The organism is Brevundimonas kwangchunensis, assembly GCF_039523815.1.
Lineage (GTDB): Bacteria > Pseudomonadota > Alphaproteobacteria > Caulobacterales > Caulobacteraceae > Brevundimonas > Brevundimonas kwangchunensis.
Genome location: NZ_BAAAGA010000005.1, coordinates 579,290 through 598,274 on the forward strand (window position 1 = coordinate 579,290; position 18,985 = coordinate 598,274).

Genomic DNA, 18,985 nt, shown 5'->3' on the forward strand with positions numbered 1-18,985 from the left:
CGCTCCAATCCTTCCTTAACGCCGTTCCCCGACTCTGCGAGCGTGCGTGAGTCCCGCTCCATCGTCGCCGACGCCGAACCCGTTCCCACCTGGTGGGAGGGGGCGATCTGCATTGCGATGATCTTCATGCTGACCGGCGCCCTGATCGGTCCCGTGTTTGCGCCGACGCAGGAGGAGACGCCGATCCTGCGACTGGTCTGGCTGCCGGCCTATGCGGTGACGCTGGGCCTCTTCATCTACCGGCTGGATCGCATCTGGCGAGCATGGCCGGCGGCGCTGCTGCTGCTGACCACGGTCTTCCTCGCCTTCGCCTCGAAATACTGGTCGATCGATTCCGCAACCACGATGCGGCGGGTCATCTCCCTGGCCATCACCCTGCTGTTCGCCCTGTACATGGGCGCGGCCTTCCGCGGCCCTCACCTGCCCCGCATGCTGATGCAGGCGACCTTGGTCATGGCGATGGGCAGTCTGGTGATGGTCTTCGCCTTCCCCTCCATCGGCGTCCACCATGCCGAGAACGCCGGCCTTTGGCGCGGGCTCTGGTACGAGAAGAACCAGATGGGCGCGGTCATGGTGATCGGCGCCACCGCCTCGGCCGCCTGTCTGGTCATGGAAGACGGCCGCAGCCGTCTGTTGCCCGCCCTCGCCCTCGCCCTGTCCAGCGGACTGGTGCTGGCGACCCAGTCCAAGACCTCCCTGCTGTGCCTGATGCTGGGCGTCGGGACTGTCGGCGGCTTCTGGGCGCTGAGGCGCGGCGGCGCGGTCTTCGCAGTGGTCGCGATCTGGGCCGCCGTCGTGGTCGCCGCGGCCGGCGTCTGGCTGTGGGACACCCATTCGGTCGAGGTGCTGGAAGCCCTTGGCAAGGACCCGTCGCTCACCGGCCGGACCGACATCTGGGCCGCCCTGATGCGCAAGGTCGCCGACCATCCGATGACCGGCTACGGCTACGGCGCCTTCTGGGGTCGCGAGAGCGTCCCCGCCGAATGGATCCGCAAGGAGACCCAATGGCCAGTACCCAGCGCACACAACGGCTGGATCGACCTGCTGGTCCAGCTCGGCTGGCCGGGCGCCATTCTGACCGGCGTGCTGATGGCGCTGGCGACGGTCGTCACCATCCTGCGATCGGGCGGAGCCGGGCTGCGCGAGGGCTGGTGGGCGCTGGGGTTCCTCGTCGCCTTCATTGCGCTCAGCCTGTCGGAATCGATCCTGCTGACGCACCAGAGCCTCCCTTGGGTGCTGTTCATGGCCGTGATGACGCGCGCGGTGCTGCCGTCATCCACAGCCGTGGCCGTCCCGCTTGCCCCCAAGCCCCGTCGGGCCTACCAGACCGGCTCCCGAATCGCCGCACAGTATGCAAATGGGCCAGTCCGCCGACCTCCTTTCGCTGTTCGATGAAGAGCCGACGCAGCCGCGTCCGGCCGAACCCGTCTCCGTGCCTGAAGCCGAGCCCGCGATGACGTCGCAAGCCGCTGCGCCGTCGCCGGAGCCTGCGCCTGCGCCCAAGCCGGCCGATGTCCCCGCCTCCGCCCCGCTGGCGGCCGCCACAGGGTACTCCGCCTCGTCCATCGAGGTGCTGGAAGGTCTGGAGCCCGTCCGGAAACGCCCCGGAATGTACATTGGCGGCACCGACGAGCGGGCGCTGCACCACCTGTTCGCCGAAGTCCTCGACAACGCGATGGACGAGGCCGTGGCCCGCCATGCGAAGCTGATCACCGTCGATCTGGACGCCGACGGCTTCCTGTCGGTCCGCGACGACGGCCGCGGCATCCCGGTCGATCCGCACCCCAAGCACCCCGGCAAATCGGCGCTGGAGGTCGTGATGACCGTCCTGCACTCGGGCGGCAAATTCTCGGGCAAGGCCTATGAGACCTCCGGCGGCCTGCACGGCGTCGGCGTCTCGGTCGTCAACGCCCTGTCCGACCATCTGGACGTCACCGTCTGGCGCGACGGCTTCGAGTGGAAACAGTCCTTCTCGCAGGGCCATGTGCTGGGCCCGATCCAGCAGGTCGGTCCGTCGAAGAAGCGCGGCACCCTGATCCGCTTCCACCCGGACGCCGAGATCTTCGGCGTCGGCGCGGCCTTCAAGCCCGCCCGCCTGTTCCGCATGGCCCGGTCCAAGGCCTATCTGTTCCGCGGCGTCGAGATCAAATGGACCTGCGCGCCCGAGCGCATCACCGACGCCACGCCCGCCAGCGCCACCCTGCACTTCCCCGGCGGTCTGGCCGACGCCCTGTCCGAGCGGATCGGCGAACTTGAGACCGTCACCCCGGCCTTCGCCGGCCGGGTCGAGCGCAAGGGCGAGGCCGGCGCGGTCGAGTGGGCGGTGACCTGGTCGCCGATCGGCTTCGGCGAGTCCGACGGCTTCGTCAGCTCCTACTGCAACACCGTGTCCACGCCGGACGGCGGCACGCACGAGGCCGGCTTCCGCGCGGCGCTGGTCAAGGGACTGAAGGCCTATGGCGAGCTGACCAACGAGAAGCGCGCCGGTCTGATCACCGCCGAGGACGTCATCGCCAACGCCGGCGCCATGATCTCGGTCTTCATCCGCAATCCCGAGTTCCAGGGCCAGACAAAGGACCGCCTGTCCTCGCCCGAAGGCGCGCGGATGGTCGAGCAACTGCTGCGCGACCCGCTGGACCACTGGCTGACCGAAAGCCCCAAACAGGCCAACCAGCTGCTCGGCTTCATCATCGAGCGGGCCGAGGACCGGCTGAAGCGTCGCAAGGACAAGGAAGTCCAGCGCGCGGCCGCCACCCGCAAGCTGCGCCTGCCGGGCAAGCTGGCGGACTGCACCCGTCAGGCCGCCGAGGGCACCGAACTGTTCATCGTCGAGGGCGACTCGGCCGGCGGCTCGGCCAAGCAGGCGCGCGACCGCAACACCCAGGCCATCCTTCCCCTGCGCGGAAAGATCCTGAACGTGGCCTCGGCGACGGCGGACAAGCTGCGCCAGAACGTCGAACTGTCCGATCTGGCTCTGGCCTTGGGCGTCCAGCCGGGCAACCGCTTCAACATCGACGATCTGCGCTACGAGCGCATCGTCATCATGACCGACGCCGACGTGGACGGCGCCCACATCGCGGCGCTGCTGATCACCTTCTTCTACCGCGTCATGCCCGAGACGATCCGTCAGGGCCGGGTCTTCATGGCCCTGCCGCCGCTCTACCGCATCCAGGCCGGCGCCGTATCGGAGTACGCCCGCGACGACGCCCACCGTGACGAGCTGATGGCGACCGTCTTCAAGGGCAAGAAGACCGAGATCGGCCGGTTCAAGGGTCTGGGCGAGATGATGGCCGCCCAGCTCAAGGAAACGACCATGGATCCGAAGAAGCGGACCCTGGCCCGGATCGAACTGCCCGAGAGCGAGGACGAGATCGAGGATCTGGTCGAGCGCCTGATGGGCAAGAAGGCCGAGGCCCGCTACCAATTCATTCAGGATAACGCGCGTTTCGCGGTTGCTGACCTCGACGTGTAGAGACAGATTGGCTTCCGGATCAGGAGAGCCACTCATGCGCATCGTCGCCCTAGCCGTCGCCGCCGCTCTGGCCGGCGTCGCCGTCCCTGCCCTCGCCCAGGACAATGCTCCGGCTCCGGCTCCGGCTCCGGCTCCGGTTCGTATCGAGGAATGGCCGACCGCGCGCGTCGCCGCGATGGGACAGGCGATATTCGAGCAGGACCGCGCCGCCTCGGTCGCTACCGATGCGTTCGTGGCCCATTTCAACCGCCAGCCCCCTGCCGATCTCACGGGTTGGGTCGTGACGCCCGAGAGAAACGCCCAGCGCGTCCGCTTCCTCCGCGCGGATGGCGAAGGCGTGAAATCGGGCTGGGATGTCGTGGTTCGAAATGGTGTCGCGGGCTCGGTCGAGGAGGCTGCCACGCCCCTTTCCGAAGCCGAACAAGCCCAGTTCCGGGCGCGGAACACCGCCGCTACGAACGTCGGCCGGCTCCGCTGCTCATCCCCCATGAATGCCGTGGTGCTCGACGATCCCCAGAGCGACGGATGGCTGGTCTGGCTGCTGACCTCGACGACGGACGCCAACATCGTGCCCGTCGGCGGCCACTACCGCTTCCACATCAGTGCGGACGGCGGCACGGTCGTGCGCCGCGACATCCTCAGCAACACCTGCCTGGACATGCCGCGCCCGCAACGCTCGGCTCAGGGCCAGCCTGTGGGTATGGTGGTCAGCCAGATCGTGTCCGACGGCCCCGTCGAGACGCACGTCTTCCTGTCGCTGCAAAATCGTCTGACGATCTTCGTCCTCGCCGGGGAGAAGGTGTTCCAGGTCAACGGCGCCCGGATTCGCGAGGTCCGCCGGTAGCCGCCCCGCGCGCTCACTCGCAGACCGAGGGCTCGCCATAGCGCGTGACCTCGCCGGTCGCCCCGGCCGGTGTCAGGTGCAGGGTAGTCAGTCGATCAAACTCGCATTCGCGCATGTCCGCGGCCTCGCGATAACCAAGCGCCCGGGCGATCTGCGGAATGGTGTTGCTGTGCCCGACAACGAGGATGACATCGTCAGGTGCAAACTCACGGATGCTTCGGACCGTCATGTCGATATGCTGGCGGACCGTGAAGCCCTCAAACGGAACCCTGACGACGGTAGGACGGCGATCGTTCGTTCCAGACATCATCGAAGGGCGCGCAGTCAGGTGTGTCCTCTGCAACGCCGTGAACACGATCACCGTAGGGTGTCGGTCAGCGAGCGTTTGCGCCAGGGCCTCGGCCCTCGCCTGCCCTGCTTCCGACAAGGCGGGATCCGCGCTCTGATCGGCCTTCTCGGCGTGGCGAACCAGAATGACTGTCTGGGCCGCCGCGGGGGCCGCGGTCAGCAGGGTCGCGGCGGCTACGGCCAGAAGAATGCGCTTCATGATCTCTCCCCGACCCGCGCTCCGACGGGTTCAGGCAGACAATGCACAGCGCGGGGCCAGGACGACAAGCCCGGTGCCGGAGACCTCAGTGCTCGGCCCAGTCTCCGGCCGGCTCGATGAAGGCCCGCTGGCCGCTGACATCGGCGTAGGTCATGCACAGGTCCTCGAAGACCCGGTTCCAGGCGAAGCGATCGACGGCCTTCTGGCGGGCAGCGGCGCCCAACGCCTCGATATCCCGCTCGAACAGCGCCTCGATCGCCGCCGCATAGGCCTTGGGCTCCGCCTTCGAGGCCAGTTGGCCGACCGAGCTGTCGACGGTCTCCATCACGCCGCCGGAGTTCACCCCGACGACCGGACGGCCGCAGGCCATGGCCTCCAGCACGATCAGACCGAACGGCTCCTTGTCGTTGGCATGCACGAAGGCGTCGCAACTGGCGATGATCTTGGCCACCGCCTTCGGGTTCGCCTCGTAAGGCAGCGAAATGACACGGTCTTCCTGCGGCAACCCCTGCCCCGCGCCGACCAGCACCAGGTGATAGGGATCGCCGAGCCGCTGCACGGCCTCGATCAGGACGTCGATGTTCTTCTCGCGGGCCGGTCGGCCGGCGAAGCACAGCAATCGTGCGGAAGCCGGCAGGCCCAGCTTTTTCAGCAACCAGTCCCGGTCACGCCGGTCTGGACGGAAGGTGTCGACCTCGACACCCAGCGGCTGGATGACGATGTCCTTGATGCCTGCTTCCTCAAGCCGGCGGGCGATGTAGCGGCTGGGCGAAACGACGCGGTCGAACTGGCCGAACAGACGGGCCCAGCGCTTCTCGACCGGCTTCTTGGCCCACTCGCCGAAATGCAGCGCCGCCAGACCGGCCGGGTCGGAGTGGCAGAAACCGACGACCGGGCAGCCGGCCCGCTGACCGGCCTCAAGCGCACCCTGCCCCGGCGTATAGGGATCGCCGGCTTCGATCAGCGTCGGGTTCAGCGATGCGACCCACGCCGCCCAGCGCCGCACCGAACTGGGCCAGCGATAGCCGTCGCCGAAGGGCAGCTTGGTCGAATGCAGTTGAACGATGCCGTCGTCATCGGCCCTGTGGTGTGCGCCCGGCACGACCAGAGAGTGGGCGATGCCTGGGCGATTCTCTTCCAGCCACGCCTTTTTGGACAGCAGGTAGCGCTTCACGCCGCCCGACTTGGGTGCGTACAGCATTGTGGTGTCGACGAAGCGCGGGCGCGGGTCTTCCGCCGCCTGCTTTGTCGCTCTCAGCGTCTCGGAAACCTCTTCGTCCCAGCCGGGGATCAGGCGAAGCTCGCCCTCCTGAACTTCCAGTCCGGCCAGGTTCATGAGCTCTCGCTCCGTTGCGCTGATGTTGGCCGAACCAACGCGCTGGACCCGTTTCTGGATGCGTCGGGCCTTGCGGACCCTGGACAGATGCGACTTCACCATCCGCGCGCCGTACTCTCGGCAAAGGTAAAGCTCAAGCGTCCTCTGTCGACGAGCGATCATCCGGGATCGGAAGACCCCGCCGGACAAGTGCCTCCCGCAACAGTACCTCGACCTGGGCATTGACCGAGCGCAGTTCGGCGGCGGCCAGTTTCTCGACCGCCGCCATCACGCCCGGAGACGCGCGCATCAGGAACGGCTTGCGCGGCTTGCCGGCCATATCAGCCGTACAGCGTGCCGGTGTTGACCACGGGCTGCGCCTCGCGGTCGGCGCAAAGCACGACCAGCAGGTTGGAAACCATGGCGGCTTTGCGATCCTCGTCGAGGTCGACGACCCCACGGTCGTTCAGGTCGGCCAGCGCGGCCTCCACCATGCCGACGGCGCCCTTCACGATCAGGCGGCGAGCGGACAGGACGGCTTCGGCCTGCTGACGCTTCAGCATCGCCCCGGCGATCTCGGGCGCATAGGCCAGGTGGGCCAGGCGGGCTTCATCGACGGCGACGCCGGCGACCTTCACGCGCTGGACCAGTTCGTCCCGCAGACGGGCCGCGACATCCTCGGCGTCAGAACGCAGCGTCAGCTCCGGCGCGTCGCTTTCGTCACCATGGTCGTAGGCATAGTGCGAGGTGATGTCGCGCAGGGCGGTATCGACCTGGATGTTCACGAAGGCCTGATAGTCATCGACGTCGAAAAGGGCCTGCGCCGAATCCTCGACGCGCCAGACGACGTTGGCGGCGATTTCGATCGGGCTGCCGCGCTTGTCGTTCACCTTCAGCTTGTCCGAGGTGATGTTGCGGACGCGCAGGCTGATCTTCTTTCGCGTGTACCAGGGCAACACCCACCGCAGACCGGTCTTGCGGTCCGTGCCGCGGTAGTCGCCGAACAACAGAATCGCCACGCCCTCGTTCGGCTGAAGCGAATACAGTCCGCACAGCAGGAACAGGCCGACGACAGCCACGGTGATTCCGCCGATCACGTTCACGATGGCGTCAGGGTTCGTCGCCACCAGGGCGGGACCGCCCAGCGTCATCGCCAGACCAACCAGCAGCATGAGTATGCCGTTGGCGGTCGACGCCGCGCGCTCGGTGGATCGGGAATGCACAGCAGCCGGAACAGTCATGGGGAGCCCTCCTCGCTCGATATGAAAGTGATATCACTTCGATTTCGGTATTGGCAATAGCTTCGCTTGCGGCCTGAATGGAACCGCTCGGCTTGCGCCTTGCAATCGCCTCAAATACGAGAAACTTGAGGCAGGCTGGCCCCGTCCCTGTTAGAGGATCGCCGGCGTCTCTGCGTGACCGATCACTGGGGTGTTTTTCCGAATGCGTATTCTACTCGCGACCGCGGTTGCGATCGCTCCCCTGCTGACGGCTTCCGGCGCCATGGCCGAGGTAGTCATCTCGTCAGCCCGGACGACCCCGATCGCGACCGCGACGGCAACAGGCACGAGCCCCGACTCGATCCGCATCGCCAGTGGCGGCGCGATCAATGTCGCCAGCGGTACGGCGGTGACGGTCAACTCCAGCCACAACTTCGACATGGTCACCGGCGGCGGCATCACCATGGCCAACGCCGCGAACGGTGCGACGGCTGTCCTGCTGAACGGCGGCAATACGTCCACCACCACGATCGCGGGCGCGATCAGCGTCACGGACGACCTCGACAACAACGTTGATACGGACAACGACGGCGATATCGACGGCCCGTGGGCTAACGGCTCCGGGCGCTATGGCGTTCGCGTCGCCAACGGAACGCTCGTCGGCAATGTGAACCTCGAAGGCAGCTCGGCCATCGTGGTCGAGGGCAACAACTCCTACGGCGTCGCCGTCGAATCGACGCTGAACGGCCGCCTGCACGCGCTGGGCGGCGTGAACATCCGCGGCGACAATTCGGTCGGCATCCGCACGGCTGCGACCGTAACGGGCGATGTGAATATCAGCGGCACCGTGACGGCGCGCGGCGCCAACGCCACCGCCATCTCGCTCGAAGGCGACGTCGGCGGCCGTGTGGCGATCCAGGGAACCGTTACCGCATCGGGCTTCCGCTACACCACTGCTCCGCCCGAACGTCCGGCGGGCTTCACCCAGACCGCCGAGCAGAACAAGGCGATCGTCTTCCTAGACGAACTGGATCCCGACGATCTTCTGGTCGGCGGCCCCGCCGTCCGGATCGCCGGCAATGTCGGCCGCGGCGTGATCTTCGATGTGCCGCCGTCCTACAGCGCGGCCGGCATCGAAGGCGATGACGACGGCGACGGCGTGAAGAACGGCGACGAGGACGACGACGGCGACGGCACCAAGAACCGCGACGACACCGACCGCGACGGCGACGGCGTCCTGGACGCCAGCGAAGGCACGGCGATGATCACCAGCTACGGCTCGGCCGCAGCGGTGGAGATCGGCGCGGCCGATCGTTCGATCACGCTCGGCGTGGCGGGAACCGGCGACAGCGCCTACGGCCTGATCAACCGCGGCACCCTGAACGGCCTCGGCGTCTACGAAGGCTTCGACGCGCAGGGCCTCGTGGTCGGCGGCCATGCCGGCCAGACCGTCAACATCGCGGGCGGCATCCGCAACGAAGGCACCATCGCCACGCTGGCGCTGGAAGCCGATTCGACCGCTGTCCGTCTGGGTTCGGGCACCATCACCCCGACGATGATCAACACCGGCGCCATCACCGCCGCCGCAGCCAACGCGGACAGCGCGGGCCAGATCACCGCCATTCGTATTGACGCCGGCGCCAGCGTGCCGTCATTCGTCAACAACGGCGTCATCCTCGCAGCGGTCGGCGGCAGCACCTCGAACACCACGGCGCTCGTCGACCTCAGCGGCACCCTGACGTCGATCACGAACAACCGGTCGATCCAGTCGAACATCACGCCCGTCGAAGCCGGCGACACCGTCACCGGACGCGCGGTCGCGATCGACGTTTCCGCCAACACCACCGGCGTCACCCTGCTGCAGAACGGCATTCCCAGCACGCCATCCGCCAGTGATCCGGACAGCGATGGCGACGGCGTCATCGACGCCCGCGAACCGCAGATCGTCGGCGAAATCCGCTTCGGCTCGGGCGCCGACGTCATGGACATCCGCAACGGCACCGTCATTGGCGACATGAGCTTCGGCGCCGGCGCCGACCGCCTCGACATCACGGGCGGCGCGGTCGTTCGCGGCGCCGTCAACGACAGCGACGGCAATCTGACGATCAACCTGACCAACGGCGTCCTGGACGCCCGTCAGGCCGCCGCACAGACCATCACCGACCTGAACATCGGCGCCAACGGCGACCTGATCGTGACCATCGACCCGGCCAACGGTACGGCGGGCGGCTTCAATGTCACCGGGACCGCCAACCTCGCGAGCGGCGCGGGCCTTGGCGTGCGGTTCAACTCCCTGCTGCAGCAGGAAACCCGCTTCACCCTGATCGACGCGGCGACGCTGAACGTCGGCACGCTGGATCTCGACTCGTTCCAGCAGAACTCCCCGTACCTCTTCGTGGTGCAGGGCGGCGCGGACGTCGCCAGCGGCACGGTCTTCGCTGACGTTCGGCGCCGGACCGCCCAGGAAGCGCAACTGATCTCGTCCGAAGCGGCGATGTATGACGCTTTCTACAGCGCCCTGGAGCGCGACACCGAGGTTCGCAACGTCTTCTTGAGCCAGCTCGGCCGTGACGAATTCCTCAACCTGTATGAACAGCTCCTGCCCGAGCACTCGGGGGGTCCGCTGCTGTCGCTTGCGTCCGGCGTCGACGCGGTCACCCGCGCCCTGACCGGCCGCAACGCCTCGGCCGCGCCGGGCGAGACCAGCGCTTGGGTACAGGAGATCAATTTCTACGCCGACAAGGACAAGACCGACACCTACGGCTTCCGCTCGGAGGGCTTCGGCGTCGCCGGCGGCGTCGAGCGTGGCACCGACTTCGGCGCGCTGGGTCTGTCTGTCGCCTTCACCTCGTCCGATCTGGAAGACCCGGAATCGGAAGCCGAGGAAGTTCTGTCGGCCAACCTGCTTGAGCTGGGCGTCTACTGGCGCGCCCAAGGTCAGCGCTGGACCACCTGGGCCCGTGCCGCCGGCGGCTATGCGACGTTCGAATCCGAGCGTCGTCTGGTGGCTGAAGGCATCAACCGCACCGCCATCTCGGACTGGAAGGGCTTCACCCTCGCTGCCGCGGGCGGCGTCTCGTACGAGCAGAATTTCGGTCGCTTCAGCATCCGTCCCGAGCTCTATGCCGAGTATTTCTCGCTCAGCGAGGAAGGCCACACGGAAACGGGCGGCGGCGACGGCTTCGATCTGGATATCGACGATCGCGACGGGCACCTGTTCGCCGCCGTCGCTGCGGTCAACCTCGGCATGTCGATGGGCCAGGACGACTGGCTGCGTCCGGAACTGCGTCTCGGCTGGCGCCAGAACATCTCGGTCGATCCCGGCGAGACCCTGGCCCGCTTCCGTTCGGGCGGTCCGGACTTCCGCCTGACCCCGAACACCATCGAAGGCGGCGGTCCGATCATCGGCTTCCGCATGAACGTCGGTAACGAACTGGGCATGCTGTCCATCAGCGCCGACGCCGAACTGCTCGAGGACTACGTCCGCTACATGCTGTTCCTGCGGGCCAGCTTCCGGTTCTGATCGCCGGAGCATCGAATACGGAAAGGCTGTCGGGACGCCGGCGGCCTTTTTCGTTGCCGACGCCGCCCACGGCGCCCTAGAAGCGGCGTTCGCTTCGCGATCGGGCGGCTAGCTCAGCTGGTCAGAGCACCTCGTTTACACCGAGGGGGTCGGGGGTTCGAACCCCTCGCCGCCCACCATCCTTCCGGTCAGACGGCGTTCACCATTCACGGTTAATCCTGCCGCATCCGGGGAGTGCTGAAGCCATGTCCGCCCACATCCGCAAAGCCGCCGCCCTGTCCGTGCTCATCGCGGGCTCGCTCATGTTGCAGGGCTGTATTGTCGGCGCGGTCGTCGGAGCCGGCGCGGCCGTCGTGGGCGCAGGCGCCTCGGTCGTCGGCGCGGGCGTGGACGCCGTCACCACCTCCGACGAGGAAACCCGCGCCAAACGCGAGCGCGAGCAGCGCGAATGGGAACGCGAACAGCGCCGCTGCGAGCAGCGTCGAAACCAGGGTCGCAGCTGCTGAGCGTCAGAGACTGAGAACGCACCGCTCGTTGACCGTCGGCCGCGCCACCTGAACCCGGCACAGACCCGGCCACTCCGGCTGGAGCCGCTTCACGAACCACAGGCACAGGTTTTCGAGGCTGGGCAGCTCAAGGCCCTCGTGCTCGTTCAGCATGCCGTGGTCCAGTTCCTCGGCCGCAGCCTTCAACGCACGGTCAAGCGCGCCCAGATCCGCGACCCAGCCGTGCTCGGCGTCCAGCACCTCGGACCGCACCGTCGCCTCGACCGTGAACGAATGGCCGTGGACGCGCCGGTAAATGCTGCCCTCCGGCTCGTTCGGGAAGTGGTGGGCCGCGTCGAAGGTGGCCTGTTTGGTGATCTCGAAGACGGGCATTAGCGGACGCCGATGTATTTGTGGGTCTGGACGCTGAGCCGCCACTGCGGGTGCGTCAGGCAGTATTCGATGGCTGCGGCGGTGTTGGCGGCCTGATCCGGACCGTCCATGGGCTGAAGCCAGAAGCGTTCGAACTCCAGATGCTCGAACCGGTCGGGCATGGCCTTTGCCTGCGGGAAGACCAGCTTCAGCTCCTGGCCGGCGGTCTGCACCACCGGCGCATCGGCCTTGGGACTGATGCAGACCCAGTCGATCCCCTCGGGCGCGGCCAGCGTGCCGTTGCTTTCGATGGCGATCTCGAAGCCTCGGGCGTGCAGGGCGTCGATCAGCGGAGCATCCAGCTGCAGGAGCGGCTCCCCGCCAGTGCAGACCACAAGCCGAGGATCGCCCTCCCGCCCCCGCCACATCCCGAAGACATGGTCGGCCAGCAGGTCAGCGGTCGCGAACTTCCCGCCGCCGTCGCCATCGACGCCCACGAAGTCCGTATCGCAGAAGGTGCAGACGGCCGTGGCGCGATCCCGCTCCAGCCCGTTCCACAGATTGCAGCCGGCGAAGCGCAGGAAGACCGCCGGCCGGCCGGCCTGACCACCCTCCCCCTGTACCGTCAGAAACACTTCCTTGGCCGAGTAGGTCATTGGCCGGCTGCCCATTCAGCGTGGCCCGCCGCCCGCAGCTCGCAGGCCGGGCAGTCGCCGCAGCCGTAGCCCCAAGCATGACGGTGCTCGCGGTCGCCGAGGTAGCAGGTATGCGAGACCTCCACGATCAGCTCGACCAGAGCCGCGCCGCCGATCCGGTCGGCCAGCTCCCACGTCTGCGCCTTGGTCAGATGCATCAGCGGGGTGTCGATCACTACGGGCTTGTCCAGCCCCAGGCTCAGCGCCTGCGCCATCGCCTCGATGGTGTCGCGGCGACAGTCCGGGTAGCCCGAGTAGTCGGTCTCGCACATGCCGCCGACCAGCACTTCCAGCCCCCGCCGGTCCGCCAAGGCCGCCGCACAGGTCAGGAAGACGAGGTTCCGCCCCGGCACGAAGGTCGTCGGCAGACCGCGCTCATCCATCTCGATGGCCCGTTCGGCCGTCAGGGCGCTGTCAGCGATCTTTCCATAGCCGGTCAGATCCACGACGTGGTCCGGCCCCAGCCGGTCGGCCCATTGCGGCAGCACCTTCACCATGCCGTCGCGCACATCCAGCCGCGCCTGCATCTCGACCGCATGGCGCTGACCATAGTCGAAACCGACGGTCTCGACCCGGTCGAACCGCTCCAGCGCCCACGCCAGGCAGGTCGCGCTGTCCTGCCCTCCGGAGAAGAGGACGAGGGCCGATTTCGTGCGGTTCGGGTCGATTTCGCTCATGACAAACCTGCGGTCGGCCGGATCGGCCGCGCGCATGCAAAGGGTGATGGGTCGCCAGATGGCGAGGGCGGGCCTTCTACACCAGAGGGCGGGATCGAGCAAAAATGGCCCGATTGGGGCGGATCGATTCGCTTTAACCCTTCTGCAAACCGTTACGGCCTAGATGTCCACCGGTCTCAGTAGGAGTTCCGGCCCTCATGCCGACGATCGAAACCCTTACCGAACGCGTGGAGCCGATCGCTCCGGACACGCTCGGTATCGACGTCTACGCGCGCTTCGAGCGCGAGCCGGATACGCTTGTCATTCCGGTCGTCGAGGACGACCGCCCGCTCGGCCTGATCGAGCGCAATGCCTTCCTGATGAAGATCGCCGGCGCTTTCGGCCATGCACTGTACGCCCAGCGCGCCGTGATCCACGTCATGGACGCCGAGCCCGCGATCATCGAAGCGGGCGTGGCCATCGAAGGCTTCTGTGACACCATGCTGAAGGGCGGAGCCGGCACGCTGATGCGCGGCTTCATCGTGACCCGTCAGGGCAAGTATCACGGGGTCGGCACCGCCGTGTCCCTGCTGCAGGCGGTCAACGAGACCCAGCAGCGCCAGAACGAGGAACTGGCCGAACAGGCCCGCGTCCTGACCGATACCCGCACCCAGGCCCTCGTCGCCGCGCGCGCCAAAAGCCAGTTCCTGGCGATCATGAGCCACGAGCTGCGCACGCCGATGAACGGCGTGCTGGCCGTCGCTGAACTCCTGCGCCGCCAGCCGCTGAACGCCCAGGCCCAGGCCCACGTCTCCACCATCGTGGAATCGTCCGAAACCCTGCTGCGCATCCTGCAGGACGCGCTGGACCTGTCGCGCGCCGAGGCCGGCGAGCTGGAGCTGCAATCCGATCCGACGCCGCTGCGCGCCATGATGGACGACGTTCAGGCCATGTGGGCGCCACGCGCCTCGCAGGACAACGTCACCCTGATGGTCAGCTACGAGGGCGACACCGAGCTGACCGGCCTGCTGGACGGCATGCGGATCAAGCAGGTGTTCAACAACCTGATCGGCAACGCCCTGAAATTCGCCCGCAACGGCGTGGTCGAGGCCGGCCTGAAGGCCGTGGCCGAGGGCGATCATATCCGTCTTGAAGCCCGCGTCCGCGACGACGGCCCCGGCATCGATCCCGAGCGGGTCGACATGATCTTCGAGCCCTTCGTGCATGGCTCGGGCCCCGACGGCGCCGGCCTTGGCCTGTCGATCTGCCGCCAGATCATCGACCGGATGGACGGCCGCATCTGGGCCGAGAACAACGCCGGCCGCGGCGCCACCTTCGCCTTCGATCTCGAGGTGCCGCTGGCCGAGGCTCCGGCAGCCGTGGAATCGAACGTCGAGGCCCTGACCGACTTCGACGTTCAGGACAGCCCGCACATCCTCATCGTGGACGACAACGCCACCAACCGTGTCGTCGCCCAGGCCCTGTGCGAGATGTTCGGTTGCACCTCCGAAACCGCCGAAGACGGCGTCGAGGCCGTCGAGGCCGTGCAGGAGCGCCGCTTCGACATGGTCCTGATGGACATCAAGATGCCCCGCATGGACGGCGTGCAGGCCACCCAGGCCATCCGCGCGCTGGACCACCCCGTTCGCAACATCCCGATCGTCGCCCTGACCGCCAATGCGGATCCGGAAGACGCCCGCCGCTACCTGTCGATCGGCATGGCCGCCGTGGTCGAGAAGCCGATCAAGCCGGAACGCCTGCGCATGGCCATGAACGCCGCGCTGGAACAGGCCGCAGCGACCGCCGCCGAGCCGGAAGCCGCCCGCAAGGCCGGCTAGGCCGCGTCTTCGGCGACGACCTCGTCGTCATCCTCATCATAGCCGACCAGCCTCAGCGCCCGCGCCGGCTGGTCGTTCAGTTCGCACCAGCGCAACAGCCCCTCCTCGCGCCCGTGCGTGATCCAGACCTCCTGCGGCTTCAACTCCGTGAAGGTCGCGATCAGCTCGGGCCAGTCGGCATGGTCGGACAGCACCAGAGGCAGCTCGCAGCCCCGCTGACGCGCCCTCGCCCGCACGCCCATCCAGCCTGAGGCGAAAGCGACGACCGGGTCGGCGAAGCGACGGGCCCAGCGGTCCCGCGTCGCCGACGGCGGGGCGATCACCACCTCTCCGCCCAGCGCCCCGGCCTTCAGCCCCGTGGCGGGCGCCAGCGGCCCCAGATCAATGCCCTCGCGCTCGTACAGCCGGTTCAGCCGCTCCAGCGCGCCGTGGACGTAGATGGTCCGGTCCCAGCCGCCTTCGCGCAACAGGCGGATCACCCGCTGCGCCTTACCCAGCGCATAGGCTCCGACCAGATGTGCGCGCTCGGGGAACTGACGAAGCGACCGCAATAGCCGGGCGATCTCGTCGCCATCCGACGGATGCACGAAGACCGGAAGTCCGAACGTGGCTTCCGAGATGAAGACGTCGCACGGCACGGGTTCGAATGGCGCGCAGGTCGGGTCCCGTCGCCGCTTGTAATCGCCGGAGACGACCATGGTCAGACCCTTCCAGCGCACCACCGCCTGCGCAGAACCCAACACATGCCCGGCAGGCGCGAGGCTGATTTCGACCCCGTTGATGGTCGCCGTCTCACCGTAGGCGACGCCCTGCCGTGCCTTGGTGAAATCCTCGCCATAGCGCTCGGCCATGATCGCCAGCGTCTGGCGGGTCGCCAGCACGGCGCCATGACCGGATCGGGCATGGTCAGCGTGGCCATGGGTGATCACCGCCCGATCGACCGGCGCGACGGGATCGACGTAGAAATCCCCCGGCGGGCAATACAGCCCCGCGGGCGTCGGTCTCAGCAGGTCCTCAAAACGGATCATCCGCCACTGAACGCACGAGCGGCGCTTGCGCTCAACCCGGCCTCCGGTCGATACCCGGACCATGCCCGCCTCGCAGATCCTTCCCCTGTTGCCACAACTGGCCTCGGTCGCCGCGCACACCCATGCCCTGGGCTTCGCCTATGAGGGGCTGGAAGGCGATCGCGTCCGCATTCGCGTGCCATGGCGCGAGGATCTGGTCGGCGACCCCGAGACCGGCGTGCTGGCCGGCGGGCTGGTCACCACCCTGCTGGATCACGTCGGCGGCCTGGCCGTCTGGACCGCGCTGAACCGGTTCGAACCGGTCGCCACGCTCGATCTGCGCGTCGACTACATGCGCGCCGCTCGCCCGAAGGCGGACCTGATCGCCGAGGCGCGGTGCTACCGCCTGACGCACTCCATCGCCTTCGTTCGCGCCTGGGCGTTCGAGGATACCCCGGACGATCCCGTGGCGGCCGCCCAGAGCGCCTACATCCTGAACTCGAACGGCGAGCGTGGCGTGGGAGCCAATCTGAAATCGCGCGCCGGAGACGGCGCATGACCGACCTCCTCTCCACCCTGCCCTACGCCCGCTTCCTGGGCCTGACATCGGCGCAGGACAGCGACGTCCTGACCATCACCATGCCGTTTGCCGACAAGCTGATCGGCAACCCGGTGCTGCCAGCCCTGCACGGCGGATCGACCGCCGCCATGCTGGAGCTGACCGCCGTCGCCCAGGTTGCCCTGCTGTATCCCCGTCTGAAGCTGCCGCGGCCGATCAACGTCACCGTCGCCTACCTCCGCTCGGGGCGCCCGGTGGACGTCCATGCCCGCGCGCGGATCAGCAAGGCCGGCAAACGGGTCGCCCACGTTCAGGCCGAGGCCTGGCAGGACGATCCGGACAACCCGATCGCCAGCCTGAGCGCACACTTCCTGGTCGCAGGAAACGACTTTTAGTTGATTCATTGTTAACGGCATGGTTGCCTCCCCTCGCTGAAGCGCTGCGAGGGGAAAACCCGCATGTGCCGTCAAACCATCGGCGAGGCGCTGGCCGCCCGTCTGTACGCTGCTGAATCCGCCATCGATCAGGCTCTGAGCCACGCCGCAGGGCTGGTCGCCGCCCTGCCCGGCGCGCGCGCCGACGCCTTCCTGTCCGCCGTGGCCGGGCAGGCCGTCTTCGACGGTGCGGCGGCCAGCGTTCAATCCCTGACCGACGTCCGCGCGCATCTGGTGCGCACCCACACCGCCCTGGCCGCCCTCGCCCGCAAGCTGGGACTGGAGCCACTTGCGGTGGGTCCCATCGATAAACCCGGAGACACGCCCCCTGTTGGCGGACGTGTGATTCACGCCACAGGCGAATTGGTTAACGAAGACTCAAGAGAAATGGCTAACAATTCACTACCCGGCAAGCTTAACGTCTGATAAACAGCGATCACTGAAGTTTTTGCCTCCCGGAGGGTTTCATGGATAAGGCTGCCGTTATCGCCAGCGTTGCTGGCGACCTGAATGCGACCGAACAGTCGCTCGACGCCGCGATCGCTCGCGCCACCACCCTGGTTCAGTCGATGATCGGCGCTCGTACCAGCCTCAGCCTCTCGCCGGTCACCGGCGCTGAGTCGCAAGCCAAGGCGATGGAAGCCATCGCCGCGCTGTCGGCCGCTCGCGCCGCCATCGTGGCCTGCCACACCGAACTGGCCAAGGATCACCGTCGCCTCGGTTGGGGTCCGTACGCCCTCGGCGTTCTGGACAAGCCGCCGGAAGCCAGCATGGAAGAGACCACGGTGGCCCGCCTCCGCGCGGTTTAATTCATCGTAATGTCCGGCGCCGGTCATTTCGATTTGCGCCGATTCAATGCATGTTCGCCCTCGTGCCCTGCGGCACGGGGGCGTTTGCATGTTTGAGACCCTGTCATCGCAGATCGGATTCGGCATTGCCGTCCTGGTCGTCGCCTTCGCCTTCCTCAAGGGCGATGAGCCCGAGCGCATCGGCGCGGGCGCCTATATGCTGGCCCTGTTCGCCTCCATCCTGATGCAGGAAAAGACCGCCCTGACCGGCACCCAATGGGGTCTGCTGGCCATCGATTGCGTGATGCTGGCGGTCTATGCGGGTCTGGCGTGGAAGAGCCGGCGTACCTGGCCCGTCTGGGTCTGTGCCATGCAGGCCCTGATCGTCATGAGCCACCTGCTCACCATCGTCGACATCCGCCCGCCGCTGGCCGCCTTCTACGCGGTGATCAACCTCGCCAGTTATGGCGTGCTGGTCGCCATCGCCGTCGGCACCTTCTGGGCCTGGCAGGAACGCCGCGCCGCCGGGCTGGAGTAGCTCCGCCTCCGCTTGACCGATTCCATGCGTAGGTGGATATTCCTATTCACCATGCCGCTGTCGCATATTCAGATCTGGACCGCCATCGACCGTCTCGCGAAGCGCGAGGGCCTCAGCGCGTCCGGCCTGGCGCGACGAGCCGGGCTGGACCCGACCAGCTTCAATCCGTCCAAGCGTTTCGGCCCCGGCGAACCGCCCCGCCCCCGCTGGCCCTCCACCGAGAGCCTGACCAGCATCCTGTCCGTCACCGGCCTGTCGCTGGGCGATTTCGCCGAACTGGCGCAGGACGCCCCGGATCGCCCGCCGCTGGTACCCATGCTGGGCATGGCCCAGGCCGGTCAGGACGGCTTCTTCGACGACGCCGGCCTGCCCACCGGCGACGGCTGGCTCCAGACCGAGCTCCCCCGCCCGCGCGATAGCCTGCTCAGCCTGCGCATCGCCGGCGATTCCATGTCGCCCCTCTACCGCGAGGGTGACCATGTCATCGTCGACCGCGAGGCGACCGACGTCCGCAAGGGCGACCGCGTCGTGGTCCGCACCACCGGCGGCGAGACCCTGGCCAAGGAGCTGGCCGCCCTGTCGGCGGGCAACGTCACCCTCGCCTCGATCAATCCCGACTACGGGCCCCGCACCCTGCCCCGCGCCGATATCCTCTGGATGGGCCGCATTCTCTGGGTCAGCCAGTAGCGTCC

Annotated in this window: 20 protein-coding genes and 1 tRNA gene; 13 read left to right on the plus strand and 8 right to left on the minus strand. The window is 67.5% G+C overall.

Annotated elements, in window-relative coordinates; genetic code table 11:
* Positions 1–42: 42 nt before the first annotated feature.
* The 3 genes from ABDZ95_RS12040 to ABDZ95_RS12050 are packed head-to-tail and all read left to right on the plus strand — an operon-like array spanning position 43 to position 4,316.
* On the plus strand, positions 43–1,395 hold the full coding sequence (locus ABDZ95_RS12040) for an O-antigen ligase family protein (protein WP_343794049.1): 1,353 nt from the start codon (positions 43–45) through the stop codon (positions 1,393–1,395).
* Between the two features lie 58 nt (positions 1,396–1,453).
* Positions 1,454–3,472 carry a DNA topoisomerase IV subunit B gene (gene parE, locus ABDZ95_RS12045; protein ID WP_425542993.1) on the plus strand — a complete coding sequence of 673 codons (2,019 nt, stop codon included), beginning with the start codon at positions 1,454–1,456 and terminating at the stop codon, positions 3,470–3,472.
* Positions 3,473–3,506: 34 nt separating this feature from the next.
* Positions 3,507–4,316, plus strand: a complete 810-nt coding sequence (locus ABDZ95_RS12050; RefSeq protein ID WP_343794053.1) for a hypothetical protein — start codon at positions 3,507–3,509, stop codon at positions 4,314–4,316.
* Positions 4,317–4,329: 13 nt separating this feature from the next.
* Here ABDZ95_RS12050 and ABDZ95_RS12055 read toward each other — a convergent pair whose 3' ends face one another.
* The 4 genes from ABDZ95_RS12055 to ABDZ95_RS12070 form a co-directional block, all read right to left on the minus strand.
* Positions 4,330–4,863: a SixA phosphatase family protein gene (locus ABDZ95_RS12055; protein ID WP_343794055.1), complete on the minus strand. Its 534-nt coding sequence runs from the start codon at positions 4,861–4,863 to the stop codon at positions 4,330–4,332.
* An 85-nt stretch (positions 4,864–4,948) separates the two neighbouring features.
* Positions 4,949–6,199, minus strand: a complete 1,251-nt coding sequence (locus tag ABDZ95_RS12060; protein WP_343794057.1) for a glycosyltransferase — start codon at positions 6,197–6,199, stop codon at positions 4,949–4,951.
* A 133-nt stretch (positions 6,200–6,332) separates the two neighbouring features.
* Positions 6,333–6,518 carry a type II toxin-antitoxin system antitoxin gene (locus tag ABDZ95_RS12065; RefSeq protein WP_343794059.1) on the minus strand — a complete coding sequence of 62 codons (186 nt, stop codon included), beginning with the start codon at positions 6,516–6,518 and terminating at the stop codon, positions 6,333–6,335.
* A 1-nt stretch (position 6,519) separates the two neighbouring features.
* Entirely contained in the window at positions 6,520–7,419 is a 900-nt protein-coding gene (locus ABDZ95_RS12070) for an SPFH domain-containing protein (protein ID WP_343794061.1), read from the minus strand.
* A 202-nt stretch (positions 7,420–7,621) separates the two neighbouring features.
* On the opposite strand from ABDZ95_RS12070, the gene ABDZ95_RS12075 reads away from it, so the two are divergent.
* The 3 genes from ABDZ95_RS12075 to ABDZ95_RS12085 all read left to right on the plus strand — a co-directional run bounded on the left by ABDZ95_RS12075 (position 7,622) and on the right by ABDZ95_RS12085 (position 11,427).
* Positions 7,622–10,921 carry an autotransporter outer membrane beta-barrel domain-containing protein gene (locus ABDZ95_RS12075; protein WP_343794063.1) on the plus strand — a complete coding sequence of 1,100 codons (3,300 nt, stop codon included), beginning with the start codon at positions 7,622–7,624 and terminating at the stop codon, positions 10,919–10,921.
* Positions 10,922–11,023: 102 nt separating this feature from the next.
* Positions 11,024–11,100: transfer RNA gene (locus ABDZ95_RS12080), tRNA-Val, on the plus strand.
* 66 nt (positions 11,101–11,166) lie between these two features.
* Positions 11,167–11,427: a hypothetical protein gene (locus ABDZ95_RS12085; protein WP_343794065.1), complete on the plus strand. Its 261-nt coding sequence runs from the start codon at positions 11,167–11,169 to the stop codon at positions 11,425–11,427.
* A 3-nt stretch (positions 11,428–11,430) separates the two neighbouring features.
* Here ABDZ95_RS12085 and ABDZ95_RS12090 read toward each other — a convergent pair whose 3' ends face one another.
* From ABDZ95_RS12090 to queC, 3 genes are read right to left on the minus strand one after another with little or no spacing between them, the layout of a single operon-like run.
* Complete coding sequence (locus ABDZ95_RS12090; protein WP_343794067.1) at positions 11,431–11,799, minus strand: 6-pyruvoyl trahydropterin synthase family protein; 369 nt, start codon at positions 11,797–11,799, stop codon at positions 11,431–11,433.
* Entirely contained in the window at positions 11,799–12,434 is a 636-nt protein-coding gene (gene queE, locus ABDZ95_RS12095; protein WP_343794069.1) for a 7-carboxy-7-deazaguanine synthase, read from the minus strand. The genes ABDZ95_RS12090 and queE overlap by 1 nt, the downstream gene beginning before the upstream one ends.
* Positions 12,431–13,150: a 7-cyano-7-deazaguanine synthase QueC gene (gene queC, locus ABDZ95_RS12100; RefSeq protein WP_343794071.1), complete on the minus strand. Its 720-nt coding sequence runs from the start codon at positions 13,148–13,150 to the stop codon at positions 12,431–12,433. The genes queE and queC overlap by 4 nt, the downstream gene beginning before the upstream one ends.
* A gap of 197 nt (positions 13,151–13,347) precedes the next feature.
* Here queC and ABDZ95_RS12105 point away from each other — a divergent pair, with 197 nt between their 5' ends.
* On the plus strand, positions 13,348–14,967 hold the full coding sequence (locus ABDZ95_RS12105; protein WP_343794073.1) for a response regulator: 1,620 nt from the start codon (positions 13,348–13,350) through the stop codon (positions 14,965–14,967).
* Here the strand turns inward: ABDZ95_RS12105 and ABDZ95_RS12110 are convergent.
* Positions 14,964–15,995 carry a ligase-associated DNA damage response exonuclease gene (locus tag ABDZ95_RS12110; protein ID WP_343794075.1) on the minus strand — a complete coding sequence of 344 codons (1,032 nt, stop codon included), beginning with the start codon at positions 15,993–15,995 and terminating at the stop codon, positions 14,964–14,966. The two genes, ABDZ95_RS12105 and ABDZ95_RS12110, sit on opposite strands and share 4 nt — an antisense overlap.
* A gap of 25 nt (positions 15,996–16,020) precedes the next feature.
* On the opposite strand from ABDZ95_RS12110, the gene ABDZ95_RS12115 reads away from it, so the two are divergent.
* The 6 genes from ABDZ95_RS12115 (at position 16,021) to ABDZ95_RS12140 (ending at position 18,980) form a co-directional block, all read left to right on the plus strand.
* A complete protein-coding gene (locus ABDZ95_RS12115) occupies positions 16,021–16,533 on the plus strand; it encodes a PaaI family thioesterase (protein WP_343794077.1) in 513 nt (170 codons plus the stop codon).
* Positions 16,530–16,928, plus strand: a complete 399-nt coding sequence (locus tag ABDZ95_RS12120; RefSeq protein WP_343794079.1) for a PaaI family thioesterase — start codon at positions 16,530–16,532, stop codon at positions 16,926–16,928. The genes ABDZ95_RS12115 and ABDZ95_RS12120 overlap by 4 nt, the downstream gene beginning before the upstream one ends.
* Positions 16,929–16,991: 63 nt before the next feature.
* Entirely contained in the window at positions 16,992–17,393 is a 402-nt protein-coding gene (locus ABDZ95_RS12125; protein ID WP_343794081.1) for a hypothetical protein, read from the plus strand.
* Positions 17,394–17,434: 41 nt separating this feature from the next.
* The gene (locus tag ABDZ95_RS12130) at positions 17,435–17,776 is read left to right on the plus strand and encodes a hypothetical protein (protein ID WP_343794083.1); all 342 of its coding nucleotides are present in this window, start codon (positions 17,435–17,437) and stop codon (positions 17,774–17,776) included.
* 88 nt (positions 17,777–17,864) lie between these two features.
* Positions 17,865–18,293, plus strand: a complete 429-nt coding sequence (locus tag ABDZ95_RS12135; protein ID WP_343794085.1) for a hypothetical protein — start codon at positions 17,865–17,867, stop codon at positions 18,291–18,293.
* Positions 18,294–18,344: 51 nt separating this feature from the next.
* A complete protein-coding gene (locus ABDZ95_RS12140; protein ID WP_343794087.1) occupies positions 18,345–18,980 on the plus strand; it encodes a S24 family peptidase in 636 nt (211 codons plus the stop codon).
* The last annotated feature ends 5 nt before the right edge of the window (positions 18,981–18,985 follow it).